The following is a 16,278-nucleotide window of genomic DNA, read 5'->3' on the forward strand; positions in this document are numbered from 1 at the left end:
GTCAGACGACCAGACCCAGCGGGTTCTCCACCAGTTCGCGGAAAGCGGCCATCAGGCGCGCACCGTCTGCCCCATCGACCGCGCGGTGATCGAAGCTGCCGGTAGCCGTCATGGCATTGGCGACGCCCAGCGAGCCGTCGGGCATGACCCAGGGGCGCTTCTCGCCGGCGCCGATGGCAAGGATGGTCGACTGCGGCGGATTGATCACCGCGGTGAAGTGCTTGATGCCCATCATGCCCATGTTGGACAGGCTGGCTGTGCCGCCCTGGTATTCGGTGGGAAGCAGCTTGCCTTCCTTCGCGCGGGCGCCAAGATCCTTCATCGCTTCGGCAATCGAGGCGAGGCTGCGGCCGTTGGCATCCTGGACGATGGGCGTGATCAACCCGCCCGGGATCGAGACCGCCACCGAAACGTCGGCGCGGCTGTACTTGATCATTTCGTTGCCGGCGAAGGTGACGTTGCATTCCGGTACCTGCACCAGCGCCTTGCCGAGCGCCTTGACCAGCATGTCGTTGACCGAAAGCTTCACGCCGTCCTTTTCGAGAACGGCATTGAGCTCCCCGCGCAGGGCCAGCAGCTTGTCGAGCCGGATATCGACCGAAAGGTAGATGTGCGGTGCCTGCTGCATCGACTGGGCAAGGCGGCGCGCAATCGTCTTGCGCATGTTGGAAAGCTTCTGGACCGTGTGCGGCACGCGGTCGTCAAGCAGCGCGCGGGTCTCGTCCGCCATGGCGACGGGGGCTGCTGCAGGTGCGCTGGCCGGTGCCGGTGCGGCGACGGGCGCGGCCGTGGCGGCGGGAGCCGAAGCCGGTGCGGGAGCAGCAGCAGCGGGCTTTGCCGTGCCGGGCGTTGCCGATTCGACGTCAGCCTTGACGATCCGTCCGTTGGGGCCGGAACCTTTGAGCGAGCCGAGATCGACGCCCTTGTCTGCGGCAATGCGCTTGGCGAGCGGGCTGGCTACAACGCGGTCCCCGCCCGCTGCAGGTGCGGCCCTGGGAGCGGGAGCAGGCTCGGGAGCCGCAGCCGGAGCTGCCTTTGCCGGGGCGGCAGGAGCCGGAGCTTCTGCGGCCTTGGCCGGTTCCGCCTTAGCCGCCGGTGCGGGCGAAGTCGCCTCACCTTCGCCGGAAAGCTGGGCGATCACGGTGCCGACCTTCACCCCTTCGGTGCCCTCTGCCACGTCGATGGAAACCACCGTGCCTTCATCGACCGCTTCGAATTCCATCGTGGCCTTGTCGGTCTCGATTTCGGCCATGATGTCACCCGATGAAACCGTGTCTCCAACCTTTACCAGCCACTTGGCAAGCTTGCCTTGCTCCATGGTCGGCGAAAGGGCGGGCATCTTGATGGCGATCGGCATGGGTCTGAAAGGCTCCTTGCGGGGGCTGCTTCTTCAACTGCCTTTGGCCAAAATGCGCCGCTACGGCAAGCCGCCTTGCAGCGAAATCGAATGTAGCTGATAAGAAGTCATGGGCGGAGGAACGCTATGCGCGTCTATCTGGTGATCATGGACGAGACTGACGAGGCCAGCGTGGCCTTGCGATTTGCCTCGCGGCGCGCGGCGCGCACCGATGGGCAGGTGCACTTGCTGGCCATCGTGCCGCAGCAGGAATTCCTGGCTTTCGGCGGCTTGCAGGCGACGATCGAGGAGGAAGCGCGCACCCGTGCCGAGGTGTTGGTTACCAGTGCCGCGGGCAGCCTTGCCTCGGAAAGCGGGGTCATGCCGGTGATCGCGGTCAGGCAGGGCGAGGCGATCCGCGTGGTCACCGATTACCTTGCCGATCACCCGGAAGTATCGGCGCTCGTGCTCGGCTCCGCCGCGAATGGCGCACCCGGGCCGCTGGTTGCCCACTTTTCCAGCGCCGGTGTCGGTGCGCTGCCCTGCCCGCTCTACATTGTGCCGGGCGGACTTTCCGAAGAATCGATCGACCGGCTGAGCTAGCGCCGCCGGCCCTGGTGCCGGATGTTGCCCGGGCGGCCCCGCCGACCGGCCAGATGGTTGCCCTTCTTCTTCAGCGGCAGCGGGCGGCCGCGCTGTTCGATGGGCGCGCTGCCGCCATCGGGCAATTCGAATTTCAGCGCCCCGGTAAGCGGATTGGCCTCGGCAAGCCGCAGATCGAGGATCTGGCCGACGGCATAGCGATCGCCGCTGTCCTCGCCCTCCAGCGCCTGTGCCTTTTCATCAAAGGCAAAGCGCTCCCAGCCCAGTGTCGAGACGGGAACCAGCCCGTCGCCACCCAGGCCGATGATCGTGGCGAAGAAGCCGAACGAGCGGACACCGGTGATGCGCGTGGCGAAGACTTCGCCAACCCGGCTGGCGAGCCAGGCGGCGACATAGCGGTCAATCGTCTCGCGCTCTGCCTCCATGGCCCGGCGCTCGGCCTGGCTGATGGCCTCGGAAACCCGCGTCAGGTCCGCCCGGTCGCGGTCCGACAGGCCCGAGGTGGGGGAAAGCCCGCTCGGTGCGGGCTGCTCCAGCCCATAGGCATCGACCAGCGCGCGGTGGACCAGAAGGTCGGAATACCGGCGGATCGGCGAGGTGAAGTGCGCGTAGGAACCCAGCGCCAAACCGAAGTGACCGGCATTGCGCGGGCCGTAATAGGCCTGGGTCTGGCTGCGCAGTACGGCCTCCATGATCAGGGCCTTCTCCGCCTCGTCCGCCACGTCCTTGAGCATGCGGTTGAACAGGCCCGGTGTGATGACCTGTCCCAGCGCCAGCTTGCGATCGAAGGTGGCGAGATAGTCCTTGAGCGCGACCAGCTTTTCCCGGTTCGGCGGCTCATGGATGCGGTAGACCACCGGCGCGACCTTGGCTTCGAGCGCCTTGGCAGCGGCAACGTTGGCGGCGATCATGAAATCCTCGACCACCCGGTGTGCATCGAGCCGTTCGCGGATGGCGATTTCGGTGATGCGGCCAAGGTCGTCCAGTTTCACGCGCCGTTCGGGCAGGTCCAGTTCCAGCGGATCGCGGGCATGGCGCGCCTTTTCCAGCAGGCGCCAGCAGGCCCAGAGGCTCTGCAGGTGCGGTTCTGCCCGCTCTTCGTCGATGCGGGCCTGCGCCTCTTCATAGGCGATCACTTCGTGGATACGGACCAGCGCCCGGGTGAAGCGCCAGTCCGTCACGCGGCCCTTGGCGTCGATCACGAGATGGCAGGCCATCGCCGCGCGATCCTCGCCCGAACGCAGCGAGCAGACATCGGCAGAAAGCACTTCCGGCAGCATCGGCACGACGCGATCGGGGAAATAGACGGAATTGCCGCGCTTGCGGGCCTCGCGGTCCAGCGGGCCGCCGGGGCGCACGTAAAACGAGACGTCGGCGATGGCGACAAGGGCGCGGAAGCCCCCTTCCCCGTCAGGTTCGGCCCAGATCGCGTCATCATGGTCGCGCGCATCGGCCGGGTCAATGGCGACGATCGGCAAGTGGCGCAGGTCTTCGCGCTTTTCCTCGCTCAACGGCAGCTTCGCGGCACGTTCAGCTTCGGCCACGGCCTCTTCGGGCCAGTGGAACGGGATGCCGTGCTTGTGAATGGCTATCAGGCTGAAAGCACGCGGGGCAAGCGGATCGCCCAGCACGGCCGTTACCTTGACGCCCGATCGCGGTGACTTGCCAGCCGGTTCGGCAAGCACAAGCTGGCCTTCCTCTGCTTCGCCCGCATCGGCGACCGGCAGCGAATTGCGCGCGCGCTTGTCGACCGGCGCCAGCCACGCCTTGCCGGTGCGATCGAACTCGATCACGCCGAGCGTCGATTCGGCTGCGGCAGGCAGGCGCTTCATCGGATGGGCAATCCAGCCGCTGCCCGCTTCCTCGGTGCGCGCCAGCACGCGGTCGCCCACCTTGAGCGCGGCCATTGGCGCCTTCGGGCCCTTCGTTCTGCCCCGCGCCTCGATGATCCGCAGCCGCGGCGGCGGCGTGGCATCGTCGGGCTGCCAGCTGTCGGGAATGGCAAGGATCTCGCCCTCGTCGATCGCCATGACGCGCAGCACGGTCACCTTCGGAACGCCGCCCATGCGGTGGAAGGCGGTGCGGTTGCCGTCGATCAGGCCTTCCTCGGCCATGTCGCGCAGCAACGCCTTGAGCGCGATCTTTTCCTGACCCTTCAGGCCGAATGCCTTGGCGATCTCGCGCTTGCCCGCTGGCGTCGGCGATGACTGGATGAAATCGAGGACCTGCTGCTTGCTCGGCAGGCCCGGCTGCGGTTTGGGAGCGCGCGCCATTACTTCAGCGGCGCAAACTGGCCGCCGGGAACGGCGGAGGAGATCGGGCTCTCGCTGCCCTGAGCCGAAAGCGAAGAGACCCCGAACAGCCAGTCGTCGGCGCGCACGCCGTTCAGCTCGGTCGCAGTGATGCTGCCCCCGCCGGGCGGCGATGGCGAAGCGGTGACGTTGGAGACCAGCGTCCAGTCGCGTTCGTCGGTGCGGCGGCGATAGACGTTGTAGGAGTATGCCCCGTTCACGGATTGCCAGGACAACTTGGTCGAGACGGCGACCGCGCCATCGATCGTCAGCCTGGGCGGCATAGGAGCTTCGGCCAGCCGGGAAAGCGCGGCGATATTGAGCTGCGTCACCTTTGCCAGATAGGGAAAGTCCATGAACTCGATCGTATCGCCATAGACCTTGCCCTTTTCGGTGCGCAGGTCCTGGTGCTGGTGATCGTAGTTCTCCACCCCCACCGAAAAGCGGATGGCCGGAACGCCGGAATCGAGGAAGGGAATATGATCCCCACCGCGGCCCATGCGATCGGTGCGCCAGATTTGCCGCACGGCAAGCTCGGGCTTTGACAGGCCGGCGACGTAGCGCGAAAGGTTGCGGCTCGGGCTGTCGTTCTCTCCGCCGAAGCGGCGCATCGACGCGCGCAGCTTGTCATCCCCATCGGCGCGCGGGCCTTCGGAAAAGACACGCACGGTCTTGTCATCCACCAGCCCGTCCGAACCGCGCGTATTGCCGACGATATCGTTGTTGAGCACGGCCTTCACGGTCCAGCCCTGCTCCCTGGCATAGTCGGCGAGCAACTTGCCGCCGAGCAGCCCCTGCTCCTCCCCGGAAAGCACGGCGTAGACTATTGTGGTGGGAAACTTGCGCTTGCTCAGCACCCGGGCAGCTTCAAGCACCAGCGCCGTGCCGGACCCGTCGTCATTGGCGCCGGGCGCATCGTCGGTGGCGTTCATCACGTCAGTCACGCGGCTGTCGATATGGGCCTGCACGATGACGACCTCGTTCGGCCGCTCGATGCCGCGCTGGATGGCGACGACGTTGACCAGCCGGGTCGGCACCGGCACGCGATCACCGCTGACCATGCGCTCCGGCAAGGCGATTTCCAGGCAGTTGCCGCAGCCCGCGCCTGTCTTGCGGAACTCGGCTTCCGCCCAGCGCCGCGCTGCGCCGATACCGCGCGTCGGGTGATCCTGCACCGACATCGTATGTCGCGTGCCGAAGCCGACCAGCCGTTCGACATCGGCCTTCAGCCGCGCTTGCGAGGCCGTTTCCTGTGCCAGGGCAATCGGCGATACGGCAATCAGGCTTGCCGCCAGCAGGGTCCTAGTAAGCACGCGCGACATAGATCGTCTCCACCGCAGGTTTGCCGGTGAAGATACAATGCCCGCTGGGTGCCGGAAGGTCCATCGGCGTATTGCGGATGGTGAGTTTCAACGCCTTGAGCTTGGTGACGACACCCTCAAGCTCCTCGCCGGTCGGCCGCGACCAGCCGAGTTCGACCCAGCCGGGGTACTTGTTGCCATCGGCAAAGTGCGCGGCAAGGGCTTCGAGGCTGTCCACCCCGCGGACGATGTTGGCATCGCGGCGGGCAGTCGCTTCGGCGTGGAGCGACTCCTGGATCGCTTCAAGCAGCGAGGGCGCCTGCGAGGTGAAGCCTTCGCGGGTGTGCGGTTCGAAATTGACCTTTCCGGCTTCGTTCCACAACCGGTCGCGGCGGATCATCGAAACCATGCCCGAAGCCATGTCGCGCCCGCCGACTTCGAGAATGATCGGTGCGCCCTTCTTCACCCAGGCCCAGCGCTTCTGCGTGGCCTTGCCGGGGCGCTTGTCGAGCAGGACGCGAACGGGTTCGCGGAAGGCGAAGAGGTCTGCCACCTTCTCGCGGATTTCCTCGCAGTATTCGAGCAGGGCCTCATCGCCATCGTCATCGCGCAGCATGGGCAGGATAACGATCTGGTGCGGCGCGATGCGCGGCGGCACGCGCAGGCCATCATCATCGCCGTGGGTCATGATCACGCCGCCTATCAGACGCGTGGAAACGCCCCAGCTGGTCGTGTGGCAGTGGGCCTGCTGGCCTTCCTTGTTCTGGTACTGGATGCCGGCGGCTTCGGCGAAACCGGTGCCGAGATAGTGGCTGGTGCCGGCCTGCAGCGCCTTGCCATCCTGCATCATCGCTTCGATCGACCAGGTGGAAACGGCGCCGGGGAAGCGCTCGTTCTCGGGCTTTTCACCGGCGACAACCGGCATGGCGAGCACGTCTTCGGAGAACGAACGATACATTTCCAGCGCGCGCAGGGTTTCCTTCATCGCATCATCGCGGTCGGCGTGAGCGGTATGGCCTTCCTGCCAGAGGAACTCGCTGGTGCGCAGGAACATGCGGGTGCGCATTTCCCAGCGCACGACATTGGCCCACTGGTTGGTCAGCAGCGGCAGGTCGCGCCACGATTGCACCCACCGCGCCATGGCCGCGCCGATCACCGTCTCCGAAGTCGGACGCACGATCAGCGGCTCTTCCAGCTTTGCCTCGGGATCGGGCACCAGTCCGCCCTTGCCGTCGGCAATCAGCCGGTGGTGCGTGACGACTGCCATTTCCTTGGCAAAGCCATCGACGTGCTCTGCCTCCTTGGCGAAGTAGGACAGCGGAATGAACAGCGGGAAATAGCAGTTCTGCACGCCGGCAGATTTGATCGCGGCATCCATCACCTGCTGGATGCGCTCCCAGATGCCATAGCCCCACGGCTTGATGACCATGCAGCCGCGGACGCCCGATTCCTCGGCCATGTCGGCCTCGGAAATGACCTCCTGGTACCAGGCGGCGAAGTCCTGTTCGCGGGTGACGGTAAGGGCGTGCTTGATGTTCGCTTGAGTCATGGCCGCGCTGTTAGCGGCACTTGGCCAATCGTTCAAACGCCTTGGTCAGTTACCCAGCGAATCGAGCTTTTTCTGCATGGCCGCCATCTGTTCGCGCAGGGCGGAAAGCTCGTCCTCGGCGGAGGCCCTGGGCTTCTCCTCGGCGGTTTCGGATTGCACGGCACCGGGCATGAAGGCGGCGGCAGCGGCCTTGAACATCTCGAGGTTCTGCTGCGCGATCTTGGCCAGCGGGTTGTTGCCGAAGCTTTCCTCGAAGGCGCTGCGCAGCTTCTGCTGGTTTTCGCGGAAGTGATCCATCGATGCTTCGAGGTAATGCGGCAGCAGTCCCTGCATCGAATTGCCGTACATCGAGATGAGCTGGCGCAGGAAGTTCACCGGCAGCATCTGCTCGCCGCTGGCCTCTTCTTCCATGATGATCTGGGTGAGGATCTGGTGCGTGATGTCATCGCCGGACTTGGCATCGACCACTTTGAAATCGACCCCGTCGCGAACCATCTGCGCCAAGTGGTCGAGCGTGATGTAGCTGGAAGACTGGGTGTTGTAGAGACGCCGGTTGGCGTACTTCTTGATAATGACGCTTTCGCCGTCCCTGGACTTCGCCATGGTACCTTTTTCCTGTTACGCAACCCCCAATCGCTTAGCCTTAGCACTTGCAGCTGGTGCGGTGCAACATGACTTATGCTGCGCAGCGAAAACCCAGCTGTCACCGGCAGAAGCGGCGGCCCAGCGATGTCAGCAGCTCGTATTGCGACAGCCCGCAAGCCTGCGCGGCTTCGGGCAGGGCGTAGTCTGCCTCCACCCAATCCCCCGCCCTGATGTGCGGTGCAGCGGAAATGTCGATCAGCGTCATGTCCATGGAGACGCGCCCCACTACCGGCAAGGGCGTGCCGTTGCTGCGCAGCATTCCCTTGCCGGACCAGCAGCGCAGATAGCCATCGGCATAGCCCAGGGCGACCACGCCGATCCGCATGGCGCGGCTTGCGGTAAAGGTGGCGTTATAGCCGATGGTGTCGCCGGCACTGACCTCGCGCGCCTGTATGATCGTGGCTTGCGGATAGGCAACCTGGCGGATCGTGCCGGCAAGTTCCGCCCGGGGAACACCGCCGTAAAGCGAGAGTCCGGGGCGCGTCAGTGTGCCGTGGTATCCTTCGCCCAGGACGATCCCGGCCGAATTGGCAAGGCTGCACCCGCGTGATGGAACCATGGCGCGGGCCTCGATCCAGCGGGCGCGCTGCTGCGCGTTGAGCGGCGAATCCTCGTCCGCCGATGCCAGGTGCGACAGCAGCACTTCAACATCGAGGCGCGCGACCAGATCATCGCCAAGGTCGCTCAGGGCCAGCCCGAGCCGGTTCATGCCGGTATCGACCATGAGGTCGCAGGCCCCGCCGCCTGTATCAAGCCAGCATTGCGCCTGCTCGATCGAGTTGATTGTCGGCCGGATGCCACGAGCCTGCATGAAGCGGGCCTCGTCCGCGGTCAGCGGACCGTGCAGCACGGAGATTTGTGCCGGATCGACAAGCCCGTCGATTTGCGCTGCCTCCCCGGCGTAGGCGACGAAGAAATCCCGGCAGCCGGCCGCAGCCAGTGCCTTGACCACGCGCGGCGCACCAAGGCCATAGGCATCCGCCTTTACCGCCGCCCCCGCCCGCGCCTTGCCCGAAAGGGCATCGAGTGCGCGCCAGTTGTGGACCAGTGCATCGGTATCGAGGTGCAGCCGCAGCGGTGGTTTAGGCGTCATCTTCGAAATCGCGCGGCGGTCCGCCCTTCAGGCCCCAGAGCGCGACGAGGAACGCCACCGCAACGATGATCCAGGTGTACCAGAGCCCCGAGAACGGATTGCCGTTCAGCGCCACGATCATGCTGGCGATCAGCGGCAGGAAGCCGCCGAAATAGCCCGTGCCGATGTGGTAGGGGATCGACATGGAGCTGTAGCGGATCTTCGGCGGGAACATTTCCGATAGCAGCGCGGCAACCGGACCGTAGGTCATGCCCGAAAGGAACATGAGGCCCAGCAGGGTGAAGAAGATGACCGCCAGGCTGGCCGCATCCGGCTTCACCTTCTTGAGGTCATAGCCCGCCTCGCCCAGCCAGCTTTGCAGCTGCTTTCCGCGCGCGGCCTTGTCGGCAAAGGGATACTGGTCGAGCGGAAGCGGCTTGCCGCCTACGGTGAGGATCGGTGTCGGGCTCTCGACCCGTTCATAGGCCACGCCGATAGCGGCGAGATCGGACAGCAGCTTGCCGCAGTCGGTCTTCTGCTCGGCATCGAACAGGTTGTAGGTGCAGTCCGGCCCGCCCACAACGACCGGCGAGGTGCGCGCGGCTTCGGCCAGGCCCGGATTTGCGGCGCTGCCAATCGTCCAGAAGGCCGGGAACAGCAGCAGGAGCGTGAGCAGGTAGCCGACGATGATCGGCTTCTTGCGACCGATCCGGTCGGAAATCTTGCCGAACCAGACGAAGAACACCATGCCGCAGGCCGCCGCCAGGCCGACGATCACTTCGGCCGTGATGTCTTCCATCCGCATCGGCCCCTTGAGGAAGCTCAGCGCCGAAAACATCGCGGTGTACCAGATCACCGTCAGGCCCGCGGCAATGCCGAACAGGGCGATGAAGATCCGCTTCTTGTTACCCGGATAGGTGAAGCTTTCGACGAAAGGATTGCCGGCAATCTCGCCTTCTTCCTGCATGGCGCGGAAGACCGGGCTTTCCGACAGCATCATGCGCATCCACAGCGAGATGCCGAGCAGGATTATCGACAGCAGGAACGGCACGCGCCAGCCCCAGTCATTCCACGTCTCGGGGCTCATGGAGGCCTTGCAAGCCAGCACGACCACGAGGCTGAGCACGAAACCGCCAACCACGCTGGCCTGGATATAGCCAGTGTAATAGCCGCGCTTTTCGGGCGGGGCGTGTTCGGCAACGTAGATTGCCGCGCCGCCGTATTCGCCGCCAAGGGCCAGCCCCTGCAAGACGCGCAGCAGGATGATGATGATCGGCGCGGCAATGCCGATGGATTCGGCGGAGGGGATGAAGCCCACGCCAGCCGTGGCGATGCCCATCAGGGTTACGGTGACGAGGAAGGTGTACTTGCGGCCCAGCTTGTCGCCCAGGAAACCGAACAGGATGGCCCCCAGCGGGCGGAAGCCGAAGCCTACGGCAAACCCGGCCCAGACCAGCAGCGTTTCAAGCGTGGCATTGCCCGAGGGGAAGAAGGTCTTGCCGATGATCGCGGCAAGCGTGCCGTAAATGAAGAAATCGTACCACTCGAACACCGTACCGGCCGAACTGGCCGCGATGACGAGCTTGATTTCCTTGTCGCTAGGATTGACCTCTGGATGCCTTGCCGGTTCGGACATGCTCTTACCCCGCCCTGAGATTTTCCGATCCTCTAGCGGGGACTTCGCGCTTAGGGAAGCGCGTCAAGCGCGGCTTTCCATGGCAAAAGCACGGCGCCGTGCCGCGCCGGATAGGCCGTGGCGGCCGCTATGGCATCAAGGCCGGGCCAGGCAGGCATTTCCCCCTTGCCCGATAGCCAGTCCTCGATCGCCGAGAGACTGCTCGCCAGTTCCTGCCCATTCTTCCCTTCGGCGGCGGCGGCAAAGATCGCTGCCGATGCCTGGCCGATGGCGCAGGCCTGCGCGGCAACACCCAGCCCGGCGATGCGCCCCTGTTCGTCAAGTTCGAGCGACAGGGCGAGCGTCGAGCCACAGCTTTGCGAGCGCGCCCGGCCTTGCAGAGGCATTGCCGGATCGTGCGGCCAGCGGGCAAGGCCGGTGGCCAGCGCAAGGACCTGCGGGGTGTAAAGCTTTGGCGGACTGGCGCTCACTGGCGGTCGAGGCGCTCTTGTTCCGCCTTGGCCGCTTCGCTGCGCCGTTCGGCAATGATCTTGACCAGCGCTTCACTGCCGGCGTTGACGAAGGGATAGGTGCGCGCAAGCGTCATCCACGGCGGCCTGCCGCCAACCCCGCGAAGCGTATCGAAACCAAGAACGATGATGGAGAAGCCCATCACGATGATGAGCAGGCCCTTGATCCCGCCGAAGCCGAAGCCGATCACCCGATCAATCGGGCCGAGCACCGAATCCCGGCTCATCGCGCCCATGCGCCTGGCCAGCATCTTGATGATGAAATAGGGCACCAGCAGCAGCAGGGCGAATGCCAAGACTGCCGCAGACCCGAACTGGTCCCCGGTGAACGGGATCACCTGTTCCGTGAGCGGCGTGTGCAGGTAATGGATCGCCAGCACGGCAACGACCCACGCCGCCAGCGAGAGAATCTCATGCACGAATCCGCGCATGAACCCGCTGGCCGCGGTGACGCCGACCACGATCAATACCCCGATGTCAAACCCTGTCATTAAGGCGAAAGTTACTCTTCGGCCACGACCCGGTCAACGATCTGCCGAAGATTTGTAACCGCGTGCTGACGCATGCCGGGAACGGACTGTCCATTATCTGACGCCATGACGGCAGATGTGAATCCCAGCTTTCCGGCCTCGCGCTGGCGCAAGCTGGAATGAGCCACGGGGCGCACTTCTCCGGCGAGCGAAACCTCGCCGAACCAGACCGAACCGCTGGGCAAGGGCTTGTCCGACAAGGCGGAAACCAGGGCCGCGGCAACAGCAAGGTCTGCCGCAGGATCGGACAGGCGATAGCCACCGGCAACATTGAGGTACACTTCCGCGCTGGAGAAGTTCAGGCCGCAGCGCGCCTCAAGCACGGCCAGCAGCATGGCGAGCCGCCCGCTGTCCCAGCCCACCACGGCTCGGCGCGGCGTGGCACCGCTTTGCAGACGCACGATAAGCGCCTGGATCTCGATCAGCACCGGGCGCGTGCCTTCTACCGCAGGGAAGACCGCGCTGCCGGGCACCGGATCCTCGCGTCCGGAAAGGAACAGCGATGACGGGTTGCCCACTTCCTCAAGCCCCTGCCCCGCCATGGCGAAAACGCCGATTTCGTCCACCGGGCCGAAACGGTTCTTCAGGCTGCGCAGGATGCGATACTGGTGGCTGCGTTCCCCCTCGAAGCTCATGACCACGTCGACCATGTGTTCAAGCACGCGCGGCCCGGCGATAGAGCCATCCTTGGTGACATGCCCGACCAGCACGAGCGCGGATCCGGCTTCCTTGGCAAAGCGGATCAGTTCGAAGGCAGAGGCCCGCACCTGGCTGACCGTGCCGGGGGCACCTTCGATCATGTCCGAATGCATGGTCTGGATCGAATCGATCACCACCAGTGCCGGCGCAGCCATGCCGCCAAGCGTGGTCAGGATATCGCGAACCGACGTGGCCGACGCCAGCAGGACGGGTGCTCCCGCCAGCCCCAACCGCTCCGCTCGCAAGCGCACCTGGCCGGCAGCCTCCTCGCCCGAGATGTAGACGACATTCCCGCCGGACTGGGCAATCTTGGCCGCCGCCTGCAAAAGCAGGGTGGATTTGCCGATCCCCGGATCGCCGCCCATCAGGATCGCCGATCCCGGCACCAGCCCGCCGCCCAGCGCACGGTCGAACTCCGGCAGGCCGGTAGAGCGGCGCTGCGGCATGTCGCCCTTGGCATCCAGCGCCTCGAAATCGAGCGGCCTTCCGCCCGAGGAAAGGTCATGCTTGGCCGAGAACGCTGTCTCCGGTGCTTCTTCGCTCAGCGAATTCCATTCGCCGCAATCGGCGCATTGCCCCTGCCAGCGGTGCGTTACCGACCCGCAGGCGGCGCATACGTAACGGCGTTTCGGTTTGGCCATGCTCGCCGCTTAACAAGAACATAAATGGAACGCAAGGGGCGGCAAATGGCGCTTAATCCGCAATTTACGCCTCGGCCTTAACGAAGGGCAATGGCGGGATCACGGCAAACAGGCAGACTTGCGGAACTCGATGCGCTTCGCGGGATCGCAGCCTTGCTCGTCCTGCTGTTCCATTACACATGGAAAGCCCCGGAAATCTATCCGGCTGCCCATCCGGTCGGCATCGGCCTTTCATGGGGCGGTTTCGGCGTGGAGCTGTTCTTCGCGGCTTCGTGATCTTCATGACCCTTGAGAGGACCGATCGCGGCGCCGATTTCGTCATCTCGCGCTTTGCCCGCCTCTTCCCCGCCTATTGGGCGGGGGTGGCGGCGACATCGCTGCTGGTGCGCGCAATGGGCGCGCCCGAACTGGCCCAGCCGGGGTGGATCGTCGCCGCGAACCTGACGATGTTGCAGGGGTTCCTCTACCTGCCCAGCGTGGACGGCGTCTATTGGTCGCTCACGGTCGAGCTGGCCTTTTACCTGTGCATGTTCGCACTGTGGAAGGTCCGCTGGCTGCACCGGATAGAGGCAGTGCTGATCGGCTGGGTTTCACTGAAGCTGCTGTGGTGGGTTGTGCCTGTGCTGCCTTCGCGGCTCGGTCAGTTGCTGCTGGTGGACTATGTCCCGTGGTTCGCCGTGGGCATCGCTGCATACCGGGTCCGCGCGAGAGAACGGCGCTGGGCGCAGCAGCTGCCGCTGTTCGCCCTGTGCGCCGCGGTGATCGGGCTGGTCGATGGGCTTGTCGGGCTGCTGGTCCTTTGCGCGACGGCCGGCCTCTTCGCGGCTCTCGCAGAAGGCAGGCTGGGCTTGCTCGACAGGCCCGTCCTGCTGTGGCTTGGCGGCCTGTCCTACCCGCTTTACCTGGTGCACCAGCTCGTCGGCTATGCGCTGATTGCCCGGCTGGAGGAAATGGGCGCGAGTCCCCTGCTCGCCCTGGTCCTCACCCTCGCCGCCGCCCTTGCCCTGGCCCAGGTGATCCGCAGCCTGATCGAACAGCCCGCCCTTCGCGCCATCCGCAGCTGGTGGCAGCACCGGTCTCGCAAGGCCGGAGCCCTTGCCGCCAGCTAGCCTCTGGCGCGCGCGGCAAAGCTCTGCCATTCCATAGCCATGCGCCAGAAGGAAATCCGCATTGCGCTCGTCTGCTACGGCGGCGTCAGCCTTACGGTCTATATGCATGGCGTGACCAAGGAGCTGTGGAAGCTTGCGCGGGCGAGCCGGAATTTCCACGGTGACCGGCCCTGCACGCCGGGCAGCCAGGCGATCTATCGCCGGATGCTGGAGCGGGTCGAGAAGGCGCACGGCCTGCGCCTGCGGGTGCTGATCGACATCATCGCCGGGGCCAGTGCCGGGGGAATCAACGGCGTGTTCCTGGCCCAGGCCATCCATTCCGGGCAAAGCCTTGAGCCGCTGACCCAGCTCTGGCTGGAAAAGACCGACAGCGACGAGATGCTCGATCCCGACGCCCGCCTGTGGACGCGTTTCGTCAAGTTCTGGGCCGTGCCGGTGGTCCACTTCCTGCTCACCCGCCCCGGCAACATGGTGACGGTAAGCGTCGCGCGGGAGACGCGCAAGGAAGTGCGGGCCAAGCTTTCCCGGCTGGTGCGTTCGCGCTGGTTCGAGCCGCCCTTCGGGGGGCTGGGCTTTTCGCGGGTGCTGGCGAATGCGTTTGACAGCATGGCCGCCAGCCCGACGAGCGAACCACTGCTGCCGCCGCGCCATCCGCTGGACCTGTTCGTTACCGCCACCGATTTCAAGGGCCATGTCCAGACCCTGCGGATGCATTCGCCGCCGCTGGTGGAGGAAAGCGAGCATCGCGTGTCGATCGGGTTCCGTTCGATGGTCCCTGCGGTGAGCGGCATCGGGCTTGCCGATCCTTGCGAGCTGGTCTTCGCGGCACGTGCCACCGCGAGCTTCCCGGGGGCGTTCCCTCCCCTGCGGGCCGGCGAGATCGACCTGCTCGCCAGCGAACGCGGGGCGGAATGGAGTGGGCGCAACGCTTTCCTCGCCCGCGTCCTGCCCGAGCATCATGCGAAGGGAGAGGTCGAGCACGTTTCGCTGATCGACGGGTCGGTGCTGGTCAATGCTCCCTTTTCCGAGGCGATCGGCGTGCTGCATGACCGGCCTGCCCAGCGCGAGGTGGACCGGCGGTTCGTCTATATCGATCCCAAGCCGGACGAGGTTGGCGGCCTGGGCCACGACGATCCGCGCGCGCCGGGGTTCTTCTCGGTGATTTTCGGCTCGCTCTCGTCGATCCCGCGCGAACAGCCGGTGCGCGACAACCTTGAGGAGCTTGAGCGCCAGAGCCGCGAGATGGAACGGGTGCGCGGCATTGTCATGGCTCTGCGGCCCGAGGTGGAAGAGGCAGTGCAGCAGACCTTCGGGCGCACCCTGTTCCTTGATCGCCCCACGATCAAGCGCTTGGCGGCATGGCGCGAAAAGGCGCAGGAAGCCGCTGTGCGCCGCGCCGACTATGCCTATCACGGCTATGCCCAGGCCAAGTTCGTTTCGATCATCGACGAGCTCTCGCGGATCATCGAGCGCGCCGTCCCCGATCTTTCGGCCGAAATCATCGCCCGCACCCTTACCCGGCACCTGCGCGCGCAGGGGCTGGATCACATGACGGCCATGCGCGGCGGTGCCTCGCCCGAGGCGATCGCCTTTTTCCGCAGCCATGACCTGCAGCACCGCATCCGTCGCCTGCGCCTGCTGGCTCGCCGCCTGACGCAGGACTGGGACGGCGATCCCGGCGTTTCCGCCGATGACCGCGAATTTGCGCGCGATATGGTGTACAAGGCGCTGGCGGTCTATTTCGAGGCAGAAGGCTCGGCCAGGCTCGGACCCGATTTTCCCACGGTTGCGGCAAAGGCGCTGACCGATCCGGGAACGGTCCTGGACCATATCGCCGGCGCCCGCGACCTGCGCGCGGCGGACCAGAGTGCCGACAGCATCCTTGCCGAGGCCATGGCGCTGATGCCGCGCCCGCTGCGCCGCAAGGTGCTGCTGTCCTACCTCGGTTTCCCCTTCTACGATGTCGTTTCATTCCCCTTCCTTCACGGCGAGGGACTGAACGAATTCGATCCGGTTAAGATCGACCGCATTTCGCCCGACGACTGCAATTCCATTCGCGGCGGGGGCGCGGCGGATTGCCTGCGCGGGGTGGAGTTCTTCAATTTCGGCGCCTTCTTCAGCCGCGCCTATCGCGAGAACGACTACCTGTGGGGCCGGCTGCACGGGGCGGAGCGGATGATCGACCTGATCGCCAGCGCCCTGCCCGACGGCCAGATGTTCGATGCGCGGGAACTGGCGCGGCTGAAGCGCGATGCCTTCCTCGCCATACTCGACGAGGAAGAGGCGCGGCTTCTCGCCGATCCGGGGCTGGTCCCCGGAATCAGGGCCGAAGTGCTTTCGCGCATGGCAGATTGATC

At 65.4% G+C, this 16,278-nt stretch carries 14 protein-coding genes; 4 read left to right on the forward strand and 10 right to left on the reverse strand.

Annotation, left to right across the window (positions count from 1 at the left end; all coding sequences use genetic code 11):
- Window position 1: 1 nt before the first annotated feature.
- Window positions 2-1,357, reverse strand: a complete 1,356-nt coding sequence (locus tag C0V78_RS02465; RefSeq protein ID WP_101796280.1) for a pyruvate dehydrogenase complex dihydrolipoamide acetyltransferase — start codon at window positions 1,355-1,357, stop codon at window positions 2-4.
- A 126-nt stretch (window positions 1,358-1,483) separates the two neighbouring features.
- Between C0V78_RS02465 and C0V78_RS02470 the strand changes: the two genes are divergently transcribed.
- Window positions 1,484-1,939 (forward strand): universal stress protein, encoded by a 456-nt coding sequence (locus C0V78_RS02470; RefSeq protein WP_101796281.1) that lies wholly within the window; start codon window positions 1,484-1,486, stop codon window positions 1,937-1,939.
- Here the strand turns inward: C0V78_RS02470 and C0V78_RS02475 are convergent.
- The 9 genes from C0V78_RS02475 to radA all read right to left on the reverse strand — a co-directional run bounded on the left by C0V78_RS02475 (window position 1,936) and on the right by radA (window position 12,812).
- Entirely contained in the window at window positions 1,936-4,212 is a 2,277-nt protein-coding gene (locus C0V78_RS02475) for a ribonuclease R family protein (RefSeq protein WP_101796282.1), read from the reverse strand. The genes C0V78_RS02470 and C0V78_RS02475 overlap by 4 nt on opposite strands.
- Window positions 4,212-5,552 (reverse strand): M28 family peptidase, encoded by a 1,341-nt coding sequence (locus C0V78_RS02480; RefSeq protein ID WP_101796283.1) that lies wholly within the window; start codon window positions 5,550-5,552, stop codon window positions 4,212-4,214. Before C0V78_RS02480 ends, C0V78_RS02475 begins: the two co-directional genes overlap by 1 nt.
- A complete protein-coding gene (gene proS, locus C0V78_RS02485) occupies window positions 5,533-7,080 on the reverse strand; it encodes a proline--tRNA ligase (RefSeq protein ID WP_101796284.1) in 1,548 nt (515 codons plus the stop codon). Before proS ends, C0V78_RS02480 begins: the two co-directional genes overlap by 20 nt.
- 45 nt (window positions 7,081-7,125) lie before the next feature.
- Window positions 7,126-7,683, reverse strand: coding sequence for a polyhydroxyalkanoate synthesis repressor PhaR (gene phaR, locus C0V78_RS02490; RefSeq protein WP_101796285.1), 558 nt, complete (start codon window positions 7,681-7,683; stop codon window positions 7,126-7,128).
- A 100-nt stretch (window positions 7,684-7,783) separates the two neighbouring features.
- Complete coding sequence (gene alr, locus C0V78_RS02495) at window positions 7,784-8,818, reverse strand: alanine racemase (protein ID WP_101796286.1); 1,035 nt, start codon at window positions 8,816-8,818, stop codon at window positions 7,784-7,786.
- A complete protein-coding gene (locus tag C0V78_RS02500) occupies window positions 8,808-10,433 on the reverse strand; it encodes an MFS transporter (protein WP_101796287.1) in 1,626 nt (541 codons plus the stop codon). The genes alr and C0V78_RS02500 overlap by 11 nt, the downstream gene beginning before the upstream one ends.
- 50 nt (window positions 10,434-10,483) lie before the next feature.
- On the reverse strand, window positions 10,484-10,903 hold the full coding sequence (locus tag C0V78_RS02505; protein WP_101796288.1) for an iron-sulfur cluster assembly scaffold protein: 420 nt from the start codon (window positions 10,901-10,903) through the stop codon (window positions 10,484-10,486).
- Complete coding sequence (locus C0V78_RS02510; protein WP_101796289.1) at window positions 10,900-11,433, reverse strand: CvpA family protein; 534 nt, start codon at window positions 11,431-11,433, stop codon at window positions 10,900-10,902. The genes C0V78_RS02505 and C0V78_RS02510 overlap by 4 nt, the downstream gene beginning before the upstream one ends.
- A gap of 11 nt (window positions 11,434-11,444) precedes the next feature.
- Entirely contained in the window at window positions 11,445-12,812 is a 1,368-nt protein-coding gene (gene radA, locus C0V78_RS02515) for a DNA repair protein RadA (RefSeq protein WP_101796290.1), read from the reverse strand.
- Between the two features lie 153 nt (window positions 12,813-12,965).
- On the opposite strand from radA, the gene C0V78_RS15210 reads away from it, so the two are divergent.
- The 3 genes from C0V78_RS15210 to C0V78_RS02525 are packed head-to-tail and all read left to right on the forward strand — an operon-like array spanning window position 12,966 to window position 16,276.
- Complete coding sequence (locus C0V78_RS15210) at window positions 12,966-13,088, forward strand: hypothetical protein (RefSeq protein WP_256385662.1); 123 nt, start codon at window positions 12,966-12,968, stop codon at window positions 13,086-13,088.
- A gap of 5 nt (window positions 13,089-13,093) precedes the next feature.
- On the forward strand, window positions 13,094-13,921 hold the full coding sequence (locus C0V78_RS02520; RefSeq protein WP_158241450.1) for an acyltransferase: 828 nt from the start codon (window positions 13,094-13,096) through the stop codon (window positions 13,919-13,921).
- A gap of 39 nt (window positions 13,922-13,960) precedes the next feature.
- Window positions 13,961-16,276 (forward strand): patatin-like protein, encoded by a 2,316-nt coding sequence (locus C0V78_RS02525; protein ID WP_101796292.1) that lies wholly within the window; start codon window positions 13,961-13,963, stop codon window positions 16,274-16,276.
- Window positions 16,277-16,278: the final 2 nt, after the last annotated feature.

Origin of the sequence: Novosphingobium sp. TH158 (assembly GCF_002855555.1) — a bacterium.
Taxonomy (GTDB): Bacteria; Pseudomonadota; Alphaproteobacteria; order Sphingomonadales; family Sphingomonadaceae; genus Novosphingobium.